General features: G+C 71.7%; 17 protein-coding genes. 4 read left to right on the forward strand and 13 right to left on the reverse strand.

All coding sequences use genetic code 11. The annotated features are described in order from the left end of the window. Positions 1-156: 156 nt before the first annotated feature. Positions 157-942: an SURF1 family protein gene (locus AQJ84_RS15330; protein WP_030044962.1), complete on the forward strand. Its 786-nt coding sequence runs from the start codon at positions 157-159 to the stop codon at positions 940-942. Positions 943-1,100: 158 nt separating this feature from the next. Here AQJ84_RS15330 and AQJ84_RS15335 read toward each other — a convergent pair whose 3' ends face one another. The 4 genes from AQJ84_RS15335 to AQJ84_RS15350 all read right to left on the reverse strand — a co-directional run bounded on the left by AQJ84_RS15335 (position 1,101) and on the right by AQJ84_RS15350 (position 5,717). Then, positions 1,101-2,138, reverse strand: a complete 1,038-nt coding sequence (locus AQJ84_RS15335; protein WP_030044961.1) for a hypothetical protein — start codon at positions 2,136-2,138, stop codon at positions 1,101-1,103. 119 nt (positions 2,139-2,257) lie between these two features. Beyond that, positions 2,258-2,833 carry a SigE family RNA polymerase sigma factor gene (locus tag AQJ84_RS15340; RefSeq protein WP_053190224.1) on the reverse strand — a complete coding sequence of 192 codons (576 nt, stop codon included), beginning with the start codon at positions 2,831-2,833 and terminating at the stop codon, positions 2,258-2,260. A gap of 524 nt (positions 2,834-3,357) precedes the next feature. After that, a complete protein-coding gene (locus tag AQJ84_RS15345; protein WP_030044958.1) occupies positions 3,358-4,428 on the reverse strand; it encodes an aspartate-semialdehyde dehydrogenase in 1,071 nt (356 codons plus the stop codon). After that, complete coding sequence (locus AQJ84_RS15350; RefSeq protein ID WP_030044957.1) at positions 4,428-5,717, reverse strand: aspartate kinase; 1,290 nt, start codon at positions 5,715-5,717, stop codon at positions 4,428-4,430. The genes AQJ84_RS15345 and AQJ84_RS15350 overlap by 1 nt, the downstream gene beginning before the upstream one ends. 213 nt (positions 5,718-5,930) lie before the next feature. Between AQJ84_RS15350 and AQJ84_RS15355 the strand changes: the two genes are divergently transcribed. Both AQJ84_RS15355 and AQJ84_RS15360 read left to right on the forward strand, forming a co-directional pair. Beyond that, the gene (locus tag AQJ84_RS15355) at positions 5,931-6,626 is read left to right on the forward strand and encodes a response regulator transcription factor (protein ID WP_053190220.1); all 696 of its coding nucleotides are present in this window, start codon (positions 5,931-5,933) and stop codon (positions 6,624-6,626) included. Further along, a complete protein-coding gene (locus AQJ84_RS15360; RefSeq protein WP_053190221.1) occupies positions 6,623-8,008 on the forward strand; it encodes a sensor histidine kinase in 1,386 nt (461 codons plus the stop codon). Before AQJ84_RS15355 ends, AQJ84_RS15360 begins: the two co-directional genes overlap by 4 nt. Positions 8,009-8,011: 3 nt before the next feature. On the opposite strand, the gene AQJ84_RS15365 is transcribed toward AQJ84_RS15360, so the two are convergent. The 6 genes from AQJ84_RS15365 to AQJ84_RS15385 form a co-directional block, all read right to left on the reverse strand. After that, positions 8,012-8,512: an SgcJ/EcaC family oxidoreductase gene (locus AQJ84_RS15365; RefSeq protein ID WP_030044951.1), complete on the reverse strand. Its 501-nt coding sequence runs from the start codon at positions 8,510-8,512 to the stop codon at positions 8,012-8,014. Positions 8,513-8,668: 156 nt separating this feature from the next. Further along, positions 8,669-8,854 carry a hypothetical protein gene (locus AQJ84_RS15370; protein ID WP_030044950.1) on the reverse strand — a complete coding sequence of 62 codons (186 nt, stop codon included), beginning with the start codon at positions 8,852-8,854 and terminating at the stop codon, positions 8,669-8,671. Positions 8,855-9,192: 338 nt separating this feature from the next. Further along, a complete protein-coding gene (locus AQJ84_RS44730) occupies positions 9,193-9,318 on the reverse strand; it encodes a hypothetical protein (protein WP_259294267.1) in 126 nt (41 codons plus the stop codon). Positions 9,319-9,414: 96 nt separating this feature from the next. Then, complete coding sequence (locus AQJ84_RS15375) at positions 9,415-10,074, reverse strand: DUF5063 domain-containing protein (protein WP_030044949.1); 660 nt, start codon at positions 10,072-10,074, stop codon at positions 9,415-9,417. Continuing rightward, positions 10,067-10,666 carry a recombination mediator RecR gene (gene recR / locus AQJ84_RS15380; protein ID WP_030044948.1) on the reverse strand — a complete coding sequence of 200 codons (600 nt, stop codon included), beginning with the start codon at positions 10,664-10,666 and terminating at the stop codon, positions 10,067-10,069. Before recR ends, AQJ84_RS15375 begins: the two co-directional genes overlap by 8 nt. An 88-nt stretch (positions 10,667-10,754) precedes the next feature. Beyond that, positions 10,755-11,099: a YbaB/EbfC family nucleoid-associated protein gene (locus tag AQJ84_RS15385; protein WP_030044947.1), complete on the reverse strand. Its 345-nt coding sequence runs from the start codon at positions 11,097-11,099 to the stop codon at positions 10,755-10,757. A gap of 275 nt (positions 11,100-11,374) precedes the next feature. Between AQJ84_RS15385 and AQJ84_RS15390 the strand changes: the two genes are divergently transcribed. Further along, the gene (locus AQJ84_RS15390; protein WP_053190223.1) at positions 11,375-12,124 is read left to right on the forward strand and encodes an SLATT domain-containing protein; all 750 of its coding nucleotides are present in this window, start codon (positions 11,375-11,377) and stop codon (positions 12,122-12,124) included. 130 nt (positions 12,125-12,254) lie between these two features. Here the strand turns inward: AQJ84_RS15390 and AQJ84_RS15395 are convergent, their stop codons facing one another. From AQJ84_RS15395 to AQJ84_RS15405, 3 genes are all read right to left on the reverse strand, one after another. Beyond that, a complete protein-coding gene (locus tag AQJ84_RS15395; protein ID WP_030044944.1) occupies positions 12,255-14,543 on the reverse strand; it encodes a serine/threonine-protein kinase in 2,289 nt (762 codons plus the stop codon). A gap of 83 nt (positions 14,544-14,626) precedes the next feature. Then, the gene (locus tag AQJ84_RS15400; protein ID WP_030044943.1) at positions 14,627-15,088 is read right to left on the reverse strand and encodes a MarR family winged helix-turn-helix transcriptional regulator; all 462 of its coding nucleotides are present in this window, start codon (positions 15,086-15,088) and stop codon (positions 14,627-14,629) included. Beyond that, entirely contained in the window at positions 15,085-15,690 is a 606-nt protein-coding gene (locus AQJ84_RS15405) for a DJ-1/PfpI family protein (RefSeq protein WP_030044942.1), read from the reverse strand. Before AQJ84_RS15405 ends, AQJ84_RS15400 begins: the two co-directional genes overlap by 4 nt. Between the last annotated feature and the right edge of the window lie 43 nt (positions 15,691-15,733).

The raw sequence follows: 15,733 nt of genomic DNA on the forward strand, positions 1-15,733 counted from the left end.
GGTTGTCAGTGTCGGGGTGCAGACTCGGCCCACCGTCACCGACTTCCGGCCCGAGCCGTACGAGCCGCCCGCGGGCCGCGACCACCTCTCCGAGCGGTACTGACCGACACGACCCCGCGGCCCGGCGACGCGGGACGCCCCCGTACCTTTGAAGGCGTGTACCGGTTTCTGCTGACGCCCCGTTGGTGGGGGATCAACGTCTTCGTGCTGCTCGCCATCCCCTTCTGCGTCTTCATGGGGTCATGGCAGCTGAGCCGCTTCGAGGACCGGATGCAGGACCAGAAGACCGCCGAGGCCTCGGTCGAGACCGGTCGGCGGGAGGCCGCCCGTCCGCTGGCGGAGCTGCTGCCCGTGGACAAGGCGACATCCGGCAAGCAGGCCACCGTGACCGGCAGGTACGACCGGCAGCTTCTGGTCCCCGGCCGCGAACTGAACGACAGGAAGGGCTACTACGTCCTGTCGCTGCTGCGCACCGACGGCGGCAAGGCCCTGCCCGTGGTCCGGGGCTGGCTGCCCGGCACCCCCGACCCGGCGAAGGTCCCGGCCGCACCGACCGGCGAGGTCACCGTCACCGGTGTGCTCCAGGCGTCCGAGACGCCCGGAGACAACGGCGTCAGCGCGCAGGGCGGGCTCCCGGCCGGACAGACCGCGGCGATCAGCGCGGCGTCCCTGGTGAACCTCGTGCCGTACGGCGTGTACGACGCGTGGATCACGCTCACCAAGGCGGACTCCGGGATGACGGCGGTGCCGGCGACGGCGCCGGCCGACACCGGCCTGGACCTGAAGGCCTTCCAGAACCTCGGGTACACCGGCGAGTGGTTCGTGTTCGCCGGGTTCGTGGTGTTCATGTGGTTCCGGCTGCTGCGCCGGGAGATCGAGTTCGTCCGGGACGCGGAGCTGGGGCTGCTGCCGGACGGGGAAGAGGAGCGGGTGGCCGTCTGACCGCCCGGGGCGCCGGCACCGGTCCACGAAGGCCGGCTGAACCGCCCGGAGCGCCGGCACCCGTCCACGAGAGGCCGGCTGACCGCTCCTCGGGGCGCCCGCCCTCAGGGCACGGGCACGGCGACCGGCGCCGGCGTCGGCGCCGATCGCGTGACGCCTCAGGCTCCGGCCAGCAGACCCGTCCAGTAGACCGTGCCCGCGCACGCGTTGGACACCTGCGTCGAGACCGAGGGCGCCCCGCCCTCCGCGGTGTTCGTGATGATCACGCTGCCGTCGGCGGTGCCTTCCTCCGTGACCAGCTGGGTCGAGGTGCCGGTGTCGCCGGTGGAGGTGCCGCCGGCCGTGGTGGTGTCGTCGGTCGGCGTCGGGTCGGGCGTCGGGTTGCCCGTGTCGCCGTTGGAGTTCTCACCGGTGGTCGGGCAGGTCTCCAGGGGCACCCAGGCGAACTTCACCTCGTACGAGGAACCCGGCTTCAGCAGCAGCGAGGAGACTTCGAGGGAGGGGTCGGGCAGCGCGGCCGCCGCGTCCCCGGCGACATGCCGTGCCGTGGTGATCTTGGCGGGGTCCGCCGCGCCCTGCGGGGTCGGGCTGATGCTGCCGGGGCCGACGACCGTGCAGTCGGTGCCGGAGACGTTGGTGATGCGGAAGGTGCCGTAGACCGTGCCGACGGAGTCGGCGGCGTCGGCACTCCCGGTGGCCGAGCCGAGCTCGGCGGCCGTACAGAGGGGCACGCCGGCCGCACTGGTGGCGGAGGGGTCGGCGCCACTGCTCACTCCGGCGCCGCTGCCGGTGCCCTTGCCCTTGTCCTCCTCCTTCTGCTCGCCCTTGCCCTTGTCCTCCGTCTTGCCGGCGGTGCCCCCGGAGGTGCTCTCCCCGCCGTCGGGGCCCTTGCCCTCGCCGGAGCCGCCCTCGGTGTCGGAGCCGTGGCCGGCGATGGACGGGTTGGCGTTGGTGCCGGTGGAGTTGGAGACGTGCACGAGGGCCGGGACCGCGGTGCCGATGAAGAGGGCCGCGGCCGCCATGCCGACGAGGGCCTGCCGCTTGCGTGCCCGCCGGGCGGGTACCGCCTTGCGCAGGTGGTCCAGCGTGCCGTCGCGCGGCGCGATCTCCTGGACCGCCTCCTGCAACAGGCTGCGCAGTGCCAGCTCGTCCGAGTCGAGCCCCGTGGAGCTCGGGTCGTCGGGGCCGTGGTTCACAGTTCCGTTCCCAGCGTGCGATTGCTTCGGCTCTTGGTTGCCCGAGCGCCCTGTCGGCTCGCGCCACTCGTAGGGTTCGTGGGGGACGTGCGGATGCCGCCGCCCGTCGTCGTCTGAGCTCATGCCGGCGTCTCCATGGCGACCCGCAGGGCGGCGATGCCACGCGACCCGTACGCCTTGACGGAGCCCAGTGATATGCCGAGCGTCTCGGCGACCTGGGCCTCGGTCATGTCCGCGAAGTAGCGCAGCACCAGGACCTCGCGCTGCCGACGCTGCAGGCCCTTCATGGCGTGGATGAGGGAGTCGCGCTCCAGCTGGTCGTACGCCCCCTCCTCGGCGCTAGCCATGTCCGGCATCGGCTTGGAGAGCAGCTTCAGGCCGAGGATGCGGCGGCGCAGGGCGGAGCGGGAGAGGTTGACGACCGTCTGACGCAGGTACGCCAGGGTCTTCTCCGGGTCGCGGACGCGTTTGCGCGCGGAGTGCACGCGGATGAACGCCTCCTGGACCACGTCCTCGCAGGAGGCGGTGTCGTCGAGGAGGAGGGCGGCGAGACCCAGCAGCGAGCGGTAGTGCGCCCGGTAGGTCTCGGTGAGGTGGTCGACGGTGGTGCCGGCGGCCACGACGTCTTCGGCGCCGTCACGCTGATTGGGTATGCGGGCGGGCCGCGCTGCTGGCATGGGCGCGATCACCGGCATGCCACCGGCCGTGCCGGCCATGCGGGGTCGTAGGGGCGAGCGAGGCGGCCGAAGGGCCGTGCCGCGTGTCGCCGCTCTGAAATCGAGAACCTCTGCCACGCCAGTTGGACACGCTTCCCCCCGTCAGGGTTGTACGCGGCAGACCATCTTCTGCCAGGCAGCACAACTGACCGTGCGTCAAACGCGCTCATGCCCTACCCGCTCTTCCCCTGTGTCCTGAATGACCAGGGCGTCCCCACGCCCTGTGAAGCGTCCCGCGCCCCCGAAAGGCGTTCGCAAAGACGCTCCCCGCCCTCCGCGCGGTTGCGGAGGACGGGGAGCCAAATCTTCGGACGCCGAGGCGGCTCGGTTCAAGTGGTCCGGACCATCGACCGGCTCACACTTCTGCTACAGATCCTACAAATGTACGCGGTTTCGGCCAGGACTTTTCCGGCGGTAACCCCTGGCGCCCACACACGTCACACACTGGATCAAGCGCAGGGGACCGCCCCGGCGTCACACGGGCCCGTCTCGGGGCCCGGCCGTCACCGGTACTCGGCCGCCACCAGCTCCGCGATCTGCGCGGTGTTGAGCGCAGAGCCCTTGCGCAGATTGTCGCCGCACACGAAGAGTTCGAGCGCCGTCGGGTCGTCGAGCGCCCGGCGCACCCGCCCCACCCAGGTCGGGTCGGTGCCCACGACGTCGGCCGGCGTGGGGAACTCCCCCGCCGCCGGGTTGTCGAAGAGGACGACCCCGGGGGCCGTGGCGAGAATCTCACGCGCCTTGTCCACGGTGACCTCGCTCTCGAAGCGGGCGTGGACGGTCAGTGAGTGCGTGGTGACGACGGGAACGCGGACACAGGTGACCGCGACGGGCAGCCGGGACAGCCCGAGGATCTTGCGGCACTCGTCCCGGACCTTCATCTCCTCGGACGACCAGCCGTCCTCGCGCAGCGACCCGGCCCACGGCACGACGTTCAGCGCGACCGGCTCGGGGAACGGCCCGGTGTCGTCGCCGACGGCCCGCCGTACGTCACCGGGGCTCGTCCCCAGTTCGGTGCCGGCGACCATGGCCAGTTGCCGGCGCAGTGTCTCCACGCCGGCGCGTCCGGCCCCGCTCACCGCCTGGTAGGAGGAGACGACCAGCTCGCGCAGCCCGAACTCGGCGTGCAGCGCGCCCAGGGCGACGATCATGGAGAGGGTCGTGCAGTTCGGGTTGGCGATGATGCCGCGCGGCCGCATCCGGGCCGCGTGCGCGTTGACCTCGGGCACGACCAGCGGCACCTCCGGGTCCATCCGGAAGGCGCCGGAGTTGTCCACCACGACCACGCCCTTGGCGGCGGCGATCGGCGCCCACTGGGCGGACACCTCGTCGGGCACGTCGAACATGGCGACCTGGACCCCGTCGAAGGCCTCCTCCGACAGGGCCACCACCTCGACCTGTTCGCCGCGCACGGTCAGCTTCCGGCCGGCCGAGCGCGGCGAGGCGATCAGGCGGATCTCGCCCCAGATGTCCGCGTGCTGGGACAGGATCTGGAGCATGACCGTGCCGACGGCCCCGGTCGCGCCCACGACCGCGAGCGTCGGCCTGCCGGCTCTCCCGGCACCCAGGGTCATCAGCGGCCGGTGCCCCCGTAGACGACGGCCTCGTCGCTGTCGGAGTCGAGTCCGAAGGCCGAGTGGACGGCGCGGACGGCCTCGTTGACGTCGTCGGCACGCGTGACGACCGAGATGCGGATCTCGGAGGTCGAGATCAGCTCGATGTTCACGCCCGCGTCGGACAGGGCCGTGAAGAAGTCGGCCGTGACACCCGGGTTCGTCTTCATGCCGGCGCCGACGAGGGAGATCTTGCCGATCTGGTCGTCGTAGCGCAGCGAGTCGAAGCCGATGCCCTCCTTGTTCTTCTCCAGGGCGTCGATGGCCTTGCGGCCCTCTGCCTTGGGAAGCGTGAAGGAGATGTCCGTCAGCCCGGTGGAGGCGGCGGACACGTTCTGCACGATCATGTCGATGTTGATCTCGGCGTTGGAGATCGTGCGGAAGATCGCGGCGGCCTCGCCCGGCTTGTCCGGCACACCGACGACCGTGACCTTGGCCTCGGAGGTGTCGTGCGCGACACCGGAGATGATGGCCTGCTCCACCTTGACCCCTTGCTGCTGCGTGTTCTGAGCGAGTGGCTCACTGCTGACCCACGTGCCCTGCAGTCCGCTGAAGGACGAGCGGACGTGGATCGGGATGTTGTAGCGGCGGGCGTACTCCACACAGCGGTGGAGCAGCACCTTGGAGCCGGAGGCCGCGAGCTCCAGCATGTCCTCGAAGGAGATCCAGTCGATCTTCTTCGCCTTCTTCACCACGCGCGGGTCGGCGGTGAACACGCCGTCCACGTCGGTGTAGATCTCGCAGACCTCGGCGTCCAGCGCGGCGGCGAGGGCCACGGCCGTGGTGTCGGACCCACCGCGTCCGAGCGTGGTGATGTCCTTCTTGTCCTGGCTGACGCCCTGGAAGCCGGCGACGATGGCGATGTTGCCCTCGTCCACCGAGTCACGGATCCGGCCTGGCGTGACGTCGATGATCCGGGCTTTGTTGTGGACCGAGTCGGTGATGACGCCTGCCTGGCTGCCGGTGAAGCTCTGGGCCTCGTGGCCCAGGTTCTTGATCGCCATGGCCAGCAGTGCCATGGAGATCCGCTCTCCGGCGGTCAGCAGCATGTCGAACTCACGCCCGGCCGGCATCGGGGATACCTGCTCGGCGAGATCGATCAGCTCGTCCGTCGTGTCGCCCATCGCGGAAACGACCACGACCACCTGGTGGCCGTTCTTCTTCGCTTCCACGATTCTCTTGGCGACGCGCTTGATGCCTTCGGCATCGGCTACGGAGGAGCCTCCGTACTTCTGCACGACAAGGCCCACGTGCGCTCCTCGCTCATTCAGTCACTATCCGCACATACGCATATGTACTGCGGTCGGCTCAGTCTATCGAGCGCCCGAAATTCGCCTCTGTGGTGTCGCATGCTGAGACTCCGGCGCCCACGTCAGCGCATGCCCACCCGGAGACCTGCGGAAAAGTGCCAAGCGTCACAGGCCGCGCCTGTCAATTAAGTTTCAAGCACTAAGGTGCGCGATGTGCACGTACTTCTGGTGGAAGACGATGAGCCCGTCGCCCGGTCCCTGCGCCGCGGCCTGACCCGCTACGGCTTCGAGGTCGACTGGGTCACCACCGGCGCCGCCGCCCTGGCCCACCCCGAGCCCTACGACGTCGTACTCCTCGACCTCGGTCTGCCCGACACCGACGGCCTGGACGTGTGCCGGGCGCTGCGGGAGCGCGGGAACGTGCCGATCATCGTGATCAGCGCGCGCAGCGACGAGACGGACCGGGTGGTCGGCCTGGAGCTCGGCGCCGACGACTACGTCTCCAAGCCCTTCGGCGTCCGCGAGGTCATCGCGCGGATACGAGCCGTGATGCGGCGCGCGCAGCCGCGCGCGGAGGCCGCCGCGGCCGGCCCCGACCGCTACGGCGGCCGCCTCACCGTCGACCGCAAGGCGGCCCGGGTCCGGCTGGACGGCGAGGAGGTGGCGCTCGCGCCCAAGGAGTACGACCTGCTGGCCTTCCTCACCGAGGAGCCGGGCGCGCTGATGTCGCGCGAGCAGATCATGGAGGCGGTCTGGGACGCGAACTGGTTCGGGCCGACGAAGACCCTGGACGTGCACGTGGCTGCGCTGCGGCGGAAGCTGCGGGGCGCGATCACGATCGAGGCGGTCCGGGGGGTCGGCTTCCGGCTGGAGATCGCGGACGGCGAGAGCGGTCACGGCGCCTCATGAACCGCCAGCTCATCCGCAGCTACATCCTGCTCGTCGCGGTGGCGATCTTCCTGTTCACCGTGCCGGTGGCCTTCACCCTCACCAAGCAGCTGCGGGACGACACCGCGGTGTCCGTCCTGCGTGAGGCCAAGACCATGGCGCTGCTGCTGGGCGACGGGGAGCGCACCTCCTGCGACGCCCTGGAACAGATGGCCGAGGCCTACGGCGTCGAGACGCCCGGCAGGGTCCAGGCGACCCCGGCCCGTGGCTGCGCGCCGGACCTTCCCCGGCCGGCGCGGGACGCGGCCCTGACCCGGGCCCTGGAGGGCGGCAAACCCGGGCCCGACTGGGGCGCCGACTTCATCTGGGGCAGGCACCTGGTCGTCACCGTTCCGGCGCACGAGCGGGCCGCCGACGGGGAGTCCGGCAAGGGGCCGGTCGTCGGCGCCGTACGGATCGTCTACTCGACCTCGGACATGACGGCCAGGCTCTGGCAGATCTGGGGCTTCCGGGCGGGCCTCGCCGTGCTCGTCCTGGCGGCGGCGGCCGCGATCGGCTCGTTCGCCGCCCGCCGGATCACCGCTCCGCTGCGCGAACTCAACGACATGGCCAGCAAGTTCAGCGACGGCGACCTGACCGCGCGGTCGCCGGTGACGGGTCCGCCGGAGACCCAGACGCTGGCCCGCACCCTCAACCAGGGTGCCGAACGCCTGGACACGCTGGTCGCCTCGCAACGGATCTTCGTGGCGGACGCCTCGCACCAACTCCGCACCCCGCTCACGGCACTTCGCCTGTCGCTGGACAACATCGCGGACGGCGTGGACGACGACTTCGTGCGGGAGGACGTGGAACAGGCCACCGCCGAAGTGGTGCGGATGAGCCGGCTGGTCAACGGACTGCTGGTGCTGGCGCGGGCCGAGGCGAAGGTCACGGCGGCGGAGCCGCTGTCCCTGCGGGACATCGTGGACGAGCGCCTGACGGTGTGGAGGCCGGCCGCCGATGAGCGCGGAGTCACCGTCGCGCTCGGGGGGAGTATCGACGGCCGGCTGCTGGTGCTGACCAGCCCCGGTCATCTGGACCAGGTGCTGGACAACGTGCTCTCGAACGCCCTCGAGGTGTCACCGGACGGCGGCACGATCACCGTCCAGGTGCGGACGCGGGGCGACGAAGTGGTGCTGTCGGTGCTCGACGAGGGGCCCGGCATGTCGGACGCGGAGAAGTCCCGCGCCTTCGACCGCTTCTGGCGCGGTCAGGGTCTGACCGGCCGCGCCGGCTCCGGGCTCGGCCTCGCCGTCGTCAAGCAGCTGGTGACGGACGACGGCGGGACCGTGACGCTCCGGGACGCCCCCGGCGGCGGGCTGGGTGTGGAGATCCACCTGCGGGGCGCGGCGCGGAACGGCTGACGCTCACCTCTCGGGCATCGCCGAGGAGTGGTGGTTGACGATCAGCCACTCGCCGTCCCGCTTCTCGTACGCGTACGTGTAGCGGGCCTTGACGACTCTCTTCTCGCCGCTCTCGTGGTCGGTGAGCGTGAACTCGTAGACGCCGGTGTCGACCACGGAGTTGCCGTCGAGGACCTTGACGATCGTCTGGACCTTCTTGCCGACCGGCTTGTTCTGCAGGAAGTGGTCGAAGTAGTCGACGATCCCGGCGCGGTCGCTACGGACCTTGTCGGAGACGGTGGGCAGGAGAACCGCGTCCTTCGCGTACAGGTCCGCCACCTTGTCCGGGTCACCGGTCTGCAGGGCCGCGTTCCAGCTGTCGAAGAGTGAGGCGACCTGCTTCTTCGTCGGCTTGGCCGGGGCCTCGGGGCCGGCCAAGCCGACCCCGGCGGTGACGGTTCCGACGGCGACCAGGGCGGTGGCGGTCACGACGGCTGCGCGCTTGGTCATGGAACGACGGGTCATCGCTGTCTCCAGTGCGGTCGGAGGTGGGTCCGTCTCCCTCCGCGTGCTGTGCGGTGTGGAGTGACTCCAGACTCGCTTTTCACTGGTTAGGCCCTGTGCAGGCGAGATACAGGGCAGAGACAGGACTCGTCCAACTCACTTACCGTGCCGACTCGGTCACACGCTGCCCGGCTGTCGGCTCCGCAGCAGGCCGACCCCGGCCCCGAGGGCCACCACGCCCATACCCACGGCGGTCATGACGCCCTGCGTCCCGTCCACGACGAACGGCGCGAGGGCGGCGACGGCGAGGTTGAACAGGAACAGGAACCACAGGACGGGCTTGGCGGAGAGCAGCGTCTTCATGGCGATTTCCTTCGGTGAGGGCGTTTGCTTTGCCGGCTTGCCTGGCGAGATCAACGATTCCGTTTCGCCGGGCCCTTCACGAGGGAGTGCTCTCCCGAAGCGGGGGTGTAGCGCGCTACACCATCGGCCCTGGCAGGCAGCACCTCGCCGGCTTGTCGGCTCACCGACACGCCGTACCGCACGATCCCCACTTCTCCGTCGTCACCGCCCCCGCCTTCAACCGCGAACCCGCAGAACCGCCCCTTCGAGTCCTACGGCAGACAGCGCGTGCACCCGCCGGTGTCGCGCTTCGGCGTCGGTGTCGGCGACCACCGCGAGAACGGCGGCGTCGCCGACAGCTACTGGCCCGCCGTGGAGGCCTGGCGGTTGGCCTGCCAGCAACTGGACCTGCCGTACGACCCGTTCGAGTCGAGATCAGGCCCGCCGTCGGCGAGGCCCTGCTGCTCGATCCACGGAACTTCCACGCCGTACGCGCCGCGGGCGGCGGGCGGAGAGTGCGGTGCGCCTGCCCGAAAGCCACCCGGCGTACCCGCGCCGACACCACGCGTATCCGGAGACGGCTACTTCACCGGCCGGACTCCCAGCGGCTCCCCGATCTCCTGCGCCATCACTCGGCCCGCCTCGAACTCCAGGGTCTCGTCGCCGATCTCCTGGTCCGTGTCGAGGCCGTCCAGTTCCTCCAGCGGCTGGTTGAGGCGGACGTGGGCCACCACGGACTGGAGGGCGCGCAGGGCCGCCGAGGCGGTGGAGCCCCAGTTGGAGAAGTAGGAGAACTGCCACCACCACAGGGCCTCCGAGGTACGGCCGGCCCGGTAGTGGGCCATGCCGTGGCGGAGGTCGGTGATGACGTCGGTGAGGTCGTCGGAGATACGGGCCGGGACCGGTGCCTTACGGGGCTCGTAGGGGTCGAAGACCTCGGAGTAGACGTCGATCGGCTCCAGGAGACGCGCGAGGTTCTCGCGGAGGTCGTCGACGTCGCCCTCCGGGCCCAGGTCCGGCTCGTAGCGCTCGTCGGGGACGATGTCCTCGTGGGCGCCGAGGCGGCCGCCGGCCAGGAGCAGCTGGGAGACCTCCAGGAGCAGGAAGGGAACCGCCGAGTCCGGCTCGTCGCCCTTCGCTACCTCCGTGACGGCCACCAGGAAGCTCTCGACCTGGTCCGCGATCTGGACCGCGAAGTCGTCGGGGTTCTGGCTGGTCGCGTGCAGCGTGGCGTCAGACATCTAGGAGTCGTCTCCCCTCGAAGGCGCGGCCGAGGGTGACCTCGTCCGCGTATTCCAGGTCTCCGCCCACCGGGAGGCCGCTGGCCAGGCGGGTGACCTTGAGGCCCATGGGCTTGATCATGCGGGCGAGGTAGGTGGCCGTCGCCTCGCCTTCGAGATTCGGGTCCGTCGCCAGGATCAGCTCCGTGACCGTGCCGTCGGCCAGACGGGCCAGGAGTTCCCTGATCCGCAGGTCGTCCGGCCCCACGCCCTCGATCGGGCTGATCGCGCCACCGAGGACGTGGTACTTGCCCCGGAACTCACGGGTGCGCTCGATCGCGACGACGTCCTTCGGCTCCTCGACCACGCAGATGACGGACAGGTCGCGGCGGGTGTCGCGGCAGATGTTGCACAGCTCCTCCTGCGCGACGTTGCCGCAGGTCGCGCAGAAGCGGACCTTCGCCTTGACCTCCATCAGGCACTGCGCGAGCCGGCGTACGTCCGCCGGTTCCGCCTGCAGGATGTGGAAGGCGATCCGCTGCGCGCTCTTGGGACCGACGCCGGGCAGTCGCCCCAGCTCGTCGATGAGGTCCTGGACCACGCCTTCGTACAACGGACTGCCCGTCCTTCCGTGCTTGCCGAGGATCCTTCTGTACGTACGGTAGTTGGCCGATGCCCCGCGTAGAAGGGCGGGCCGAGGATCAGAACGGCAGGCCGGGAATCCCGCTGCCGCCGCCGAGGCCCTGGGCCAGCGGTCCGAGCTTCTGCTGCTGGAGGGTCTGCGCGTTCTCGTTGGCCGCCTGGACGGCCGCCACGATCAGGTCGGCGAGGGTGTCGGTGTCCTCCGGATCCACCGCCTTGGGGTCGATCTTGAGGGCACGCAGTTCACCGGCACCGGTGACCGTCGCGGTGACCAGGCCGCCGCCCGCCTGTCCGTCGACCTCGGTCCTGGCGAGTTCCTCCTGGGCGTTCGCCAGGTCCTGCTGCATCTTCTGGGCCTGCTGCAGCAGCTGCTGCATGTTGGGCTGGCCACCACCGGGGATCACGATCAGCTCTCCTTGGTCGGTACGGGTTTTCCCGTTCAGCACGAGCCTACGTGCTCAGCCCAGGCATCGCCCCAGCACTCTTTCGAGTGAGTGGGCCGGGAATCCTATACCTGATCAAGGCCCTCTTCCGGACGGAAAAGAGGCGAAAGGCACTGCTTCGCCACCCATTGGGCGGTAGGAAGGGTCCGGCGCATCAGCACCGGGCGTCACGGTGTCACGGTGCCACGCACGTGAGTCACGCAACGTGATCGGTCGGGATCAGTAGGGAGTGCCGGGTGGGTCAGCCGGAGATGCAGCCCGAGGGTCCGCCTCAGGACGGACGGGAAGAGAGGGCGGCCGGGCTCCGGCCGGGCGATCTGACCGGGCGGACGTTCCCGCTGGGCGACTGGGGGGAGCCCGCGCTGCGGCTGGACGAGCTGTACCGGTGGGTGGAGCAGGGGGCGCTGGAGACGGCGGCCTGGTATCTCGCGGACCGGGTGTGGAAGCGGCGCGGGGCGCGGGCGCTGCGGGCGGGGGCGGCGGCCGGGGCGGTGGCCGGGGCGGCGCTGCCGTTGCTGGACATGACGGGGGTGGTGGGCGGGGTCGCGCCCTGGGGCTACCTCGCGCTGCTGCTGGGGGTGGCGTGTGTGGCCGGGGACCGCTACTTCGGTGTGACGTCCGGCTGGATAAGGGACGTGGCCACGGCCCAGGCCGTGCAGCGACGGCTCCAGGTCCTCCAGTTCGACTGGGCCTCCGAGAGCGTCCGCGAGGTGCTCGGGCCGACGGAGGGCACGGCGGGCGAGGCCGCCGACCGGTGCCTGGCCGTACTGCGCCGCTTCTCGGAGGACGTGACCGAGCTGGTCCGCACGGAGACGGCCGACTGGATGGTCGAGTTCCGCACCGGCGCGGCCCCCCTCGGCATCCAGTCGGCGGTGACCGTTCCCCAGCGGACGGATTCGGGGGCCTCCCAGGGCCGTTTCCCGCTCCCGCCGGGCCCCGGCACCCGCCCCAACATGCCGCGGCAGCGCCCGCCGGAGCCGCGCTGAGGGCCGCCGGCCGAGCCGGGATGACGGGCCGCCGCGCGTGAGGTGACCGGGCACCCTCGCGCCGGCCACCCCTCGCGCCGGCCTCGCTTCGACGGGCCGACGACGAGGGCGGGTTCGGGTTCGGGTTCGGTCACTGCCTGGTGTACGTCAGCTTCTCGCTCGTGTCGGTGTTGACGCGTTCGAGGGTGCCGTCCGGCAGCAGGGTGATCTCGGTCGCCGCGCCCGGGGAACAGGACGAGCGCGGCTCACCGCTGGTGACCGTCGACGGGCCGACCCGCAACGGCCCCTCGGCGCCGGACGCTTCGACCAGGTCCGCCTGGAAGACACAGTGGTAGGTGCCGTTCGCGGTGGGGCCGTCGGCGACGAGGGACAGCACCGTGTCGCCCTTCTCGCCCTGCTGGATGGTCAGTTCGCGGGTGTGCAGGCCGTCGGCGTTGTCGATCGTCGTGCTCCAGGTGCCGAGGTAGCCGGCCGGGACCGCGCCGTCCGTCGCCGGGCTGGAGGTCGCCGACTGCGAAGGGGCCGGTGACGTCCGCTGTTCGGGCGTGCTCTCGCCGGGGGTCGTCGGAGCCGTCACGGAAGGGGTGGGGTCACCGCCCGCCTGGTCGTCCCCGTCACCGTTCATCAGCGCGTAGACCGAGCCGCCGGCCGCGAGCGCGACGACCAGGGCGACCAGGACGAGCACGGCGGTGGAGCGGGAGTCGCGCCTGGGGGCCTGGGGCGGGATGTGGGTGGCCGGGGGCGGCCCGTAGGGCGGGGTCTGGCCCAGGCCGCCGTACTGGTTGTACGGCGACGGGGTGCCCGGCGCTCCGGGCGCTCCGGACCAGGCCCCGGGGACGGCCGCCCAGTTGCCCGGGGCGCCGGGCTGCTGGGGGTGACCGTACGCCGGGGGCGGGGCGGCCGGGTTCGGGTGCTGCTGCGGGTAGCCGTAGGCCGGGTGGGAGGGGGCGGGGCCGGCCGGGGTGGAGTTCCCGAAGGAACCGGCGGCGGGCGGAGCGCCCGGGGTGCCCGGCGGGGGCGTCCGGACTCCCTGGCCCGCGGCGACGGTGGGCAGGTGGTCCAGGCGCTCACCGCTGCCGGGCTGCCGCGGCGCGGGCGGGCCGGGGGGCGTGGCGGGGGCCTGGGCCGGTGCGGGGGTCTGATGCGCGGAGCCCGCCTGGGGCCGGGTTCCGGCCTCGTGCGGGTTCGAGGCCTGGTGCGGGTTCGAGGCCTGGTGCGGGGCGCGATCGGATGCCGGGCTCACCGCCGGGGGCGGGGGCGAGCCGTCGGCGACGGCCGCGTGCTCGGGAGGCACCTCGGCAGCGGGCCCCGCACCGGCACCGGAGGCGGGGTGGGGCGCGGAACCAACACCCGGGCCGGCCCCGGCCGCGGCCCCCGCACCGGCCACGGCGCCGGTATCCACGCCGTCGCCCTCGCCGGACGCGGCACCACCGCCGACGGCAGCACCGGCGGCACCACCGCCGACAGCAGCACCGGATCCGCCGCCGTCCCCCGCCCCCTCCGGATCCTCCGCGTCCAGCAACCGCACCGCGTGCCGCCCCAGTTGGGCCACCAACGCGCTCGGCAGCCACGGGTCCAGGGCCCGGCCGCCGGAGACCGTGTCCTGAGCGCCCGTGCGCTCCAGGATCCGGTCCAGCGTCGGACGGGACCCCGGGTCCTTCTTCAGGCAGGTGCGGACGAGGTCGGCGATGCCCTCGGGGACGCCCTCCAGGTCGGGTTCCTCCTGGGCGATGCGGAACATCAGGGCGTGCACACCGCTGTTGGCGGTGCCGAAGGGGAGCTTGCCGGTCGCGGCGTAGGCCAGCACCGAGCCGAGGCAGAAGACGTCGCAGGCCGGGGTGATCCGGTCACCCCGCACCTGCTCGGGCGCCATGAACCCCGGTGAGCCGACGAGCGCGCCGGTGCGGGTCAGTCCCCCGTCGGTGACCGTCTCCAGCGCCCGTGCGATGCCGAAGTCGATGACCCGCGGACCGTCGATGGTCACCAGCACGTTGGACGGCTTGAGGTCGCGGTGGACGATCCCCGCGGCGTGCACGTCCTTCAGCGCGTGCGCGAGGCCGGCCGCCAGGATGCGTACCGTGCGTTCGGGCAGCGCCCCGTGGTCGTGACCGACGACCTGCTGGAGGCTCGGCCCGGCGACGTATCCGGTGGCCACCCAGGGCACGGCCGCCTCGGTGTCGGCGTCCAGCACGGGCGCCGTCCAGTACCCGCCGACCTGTCGGGCTGCCTGCACCTCCTGCCGGAACCGCGCCCGGAACTCGTCCTGGGCGGCCAGTTCCTCCCGTACGAGCTTGACGGCGACCGTGCGCCCCCGGTCGGAGCGGGCCAGATACACCTGGCCCATCCCACCGGCGCCGAGCCGCGCCAACAGCCGGTACGCACCGATCCGTGGTGGATCCCCGGGCCCCAGTTTCTCCATCGTCGCGCCGCCTTCCCCCGCCCCGCCCCTGAGCAACAGACCGAGGATAGTGCGGCCCCACCCGCCGGTGAGCTGGGCGTTGTCTACGGTTCCGTAACAGGCGGGCCGATCTGTTCGAGTGCCTTCGACAGCCGTTCCAGCACGCGTACGGCGTCCGAGAACCCGGCGTCGTCGCCGTAGGCGGCGGCCAGCCGGTCGGCGAAGGCGGCGTGCCCCGGGTCGATCCGGGACACCGCCGCGAGCCCCTCCTCGGTGGGCGCCAGGAGCTTCGCGCGCCGGTGCGCCGGGTTGGGCCGGTACTCCGCGAGCCCCTTGTCCACCAGCAGGTCGGCGATGCGCTGCACGCTCTGCCGGGTGATGCCCATCGCCCGGGCGATGCCGGAGACGGGCAGCGGTTCGCCGAGCACCGCGCCGAGCACCTGCCACCAGGCGGCGGTGAGCCCGGCGGGCCGTGCCAGCTCCTCCGCCACGGCGAGGAACTGGCCGTTGAGCCGGAAGACGCCGAGCGCGCTGCGGCTGAGCAGATCCTGCCGCTCCCGGCTCACAGCGCCCCCGCCTTCTCCAGGACGGCGTAGGCCTCGACGTCGGAGTCGTGGAACAGCCGGTACCAGGCGTCGAGCACGTCGCCCTCGTACACCCCGAGCAGCCCGAGGATCTCGCGGGCGAAGGCGACGGGTTCGGTCGGTCCCGCGGTGACCAGGCCGCGGTCGCTCACCGCGTCCGCCTCGACGTACCGCCCGCCGCCGGCGTATCCGGTGGCGGCCAGGTAGAAGGAGATCGCGCTGGTGTGGTCGCGCTCGTCGAGCAGTCCCTCGCGGGCCAGTCCCGCGGTGGCCCCGCAGATCGCGGCGACGGGCACACCGGCGTCCAGGAACGCGCGGGCCGTGCGGGCGAAGGGGGCGAGGTCGTCCGTCGTGTCCCAGAGGTCGGCGCCCGGCAGGATCAGCATCGCGCTGTCCTGCGGTCGCAGGTCCTCCAGCGCGGACGAGGGCTGGACGCGCAGCCCGCCCACCGACGTCACCGGCGCCGCGGTGGGACCGACCGTGCGGATCTCGTATCCGGCGCGGGCGAGATGCGCCGTCGCGTATCCCGTCTCCCAGTCGGCGAGCGTGTCGTACACGGCGAGATGCACTGGCTTGCGGTTCATGGCGGCCTCCTCGGTCCTGCGATCGCCCCTTGCGATGACAACA

The sequence above is a fragment of the Streptomyces resistomycificus genome (genome assembly GCF_001514265.1).
GTDB lineage: Bacteria > Actinomycetota > Actinomycetes > Streptomycetales > Streptomycetaceae > Streptomyces > Streptomyces resistomycificus.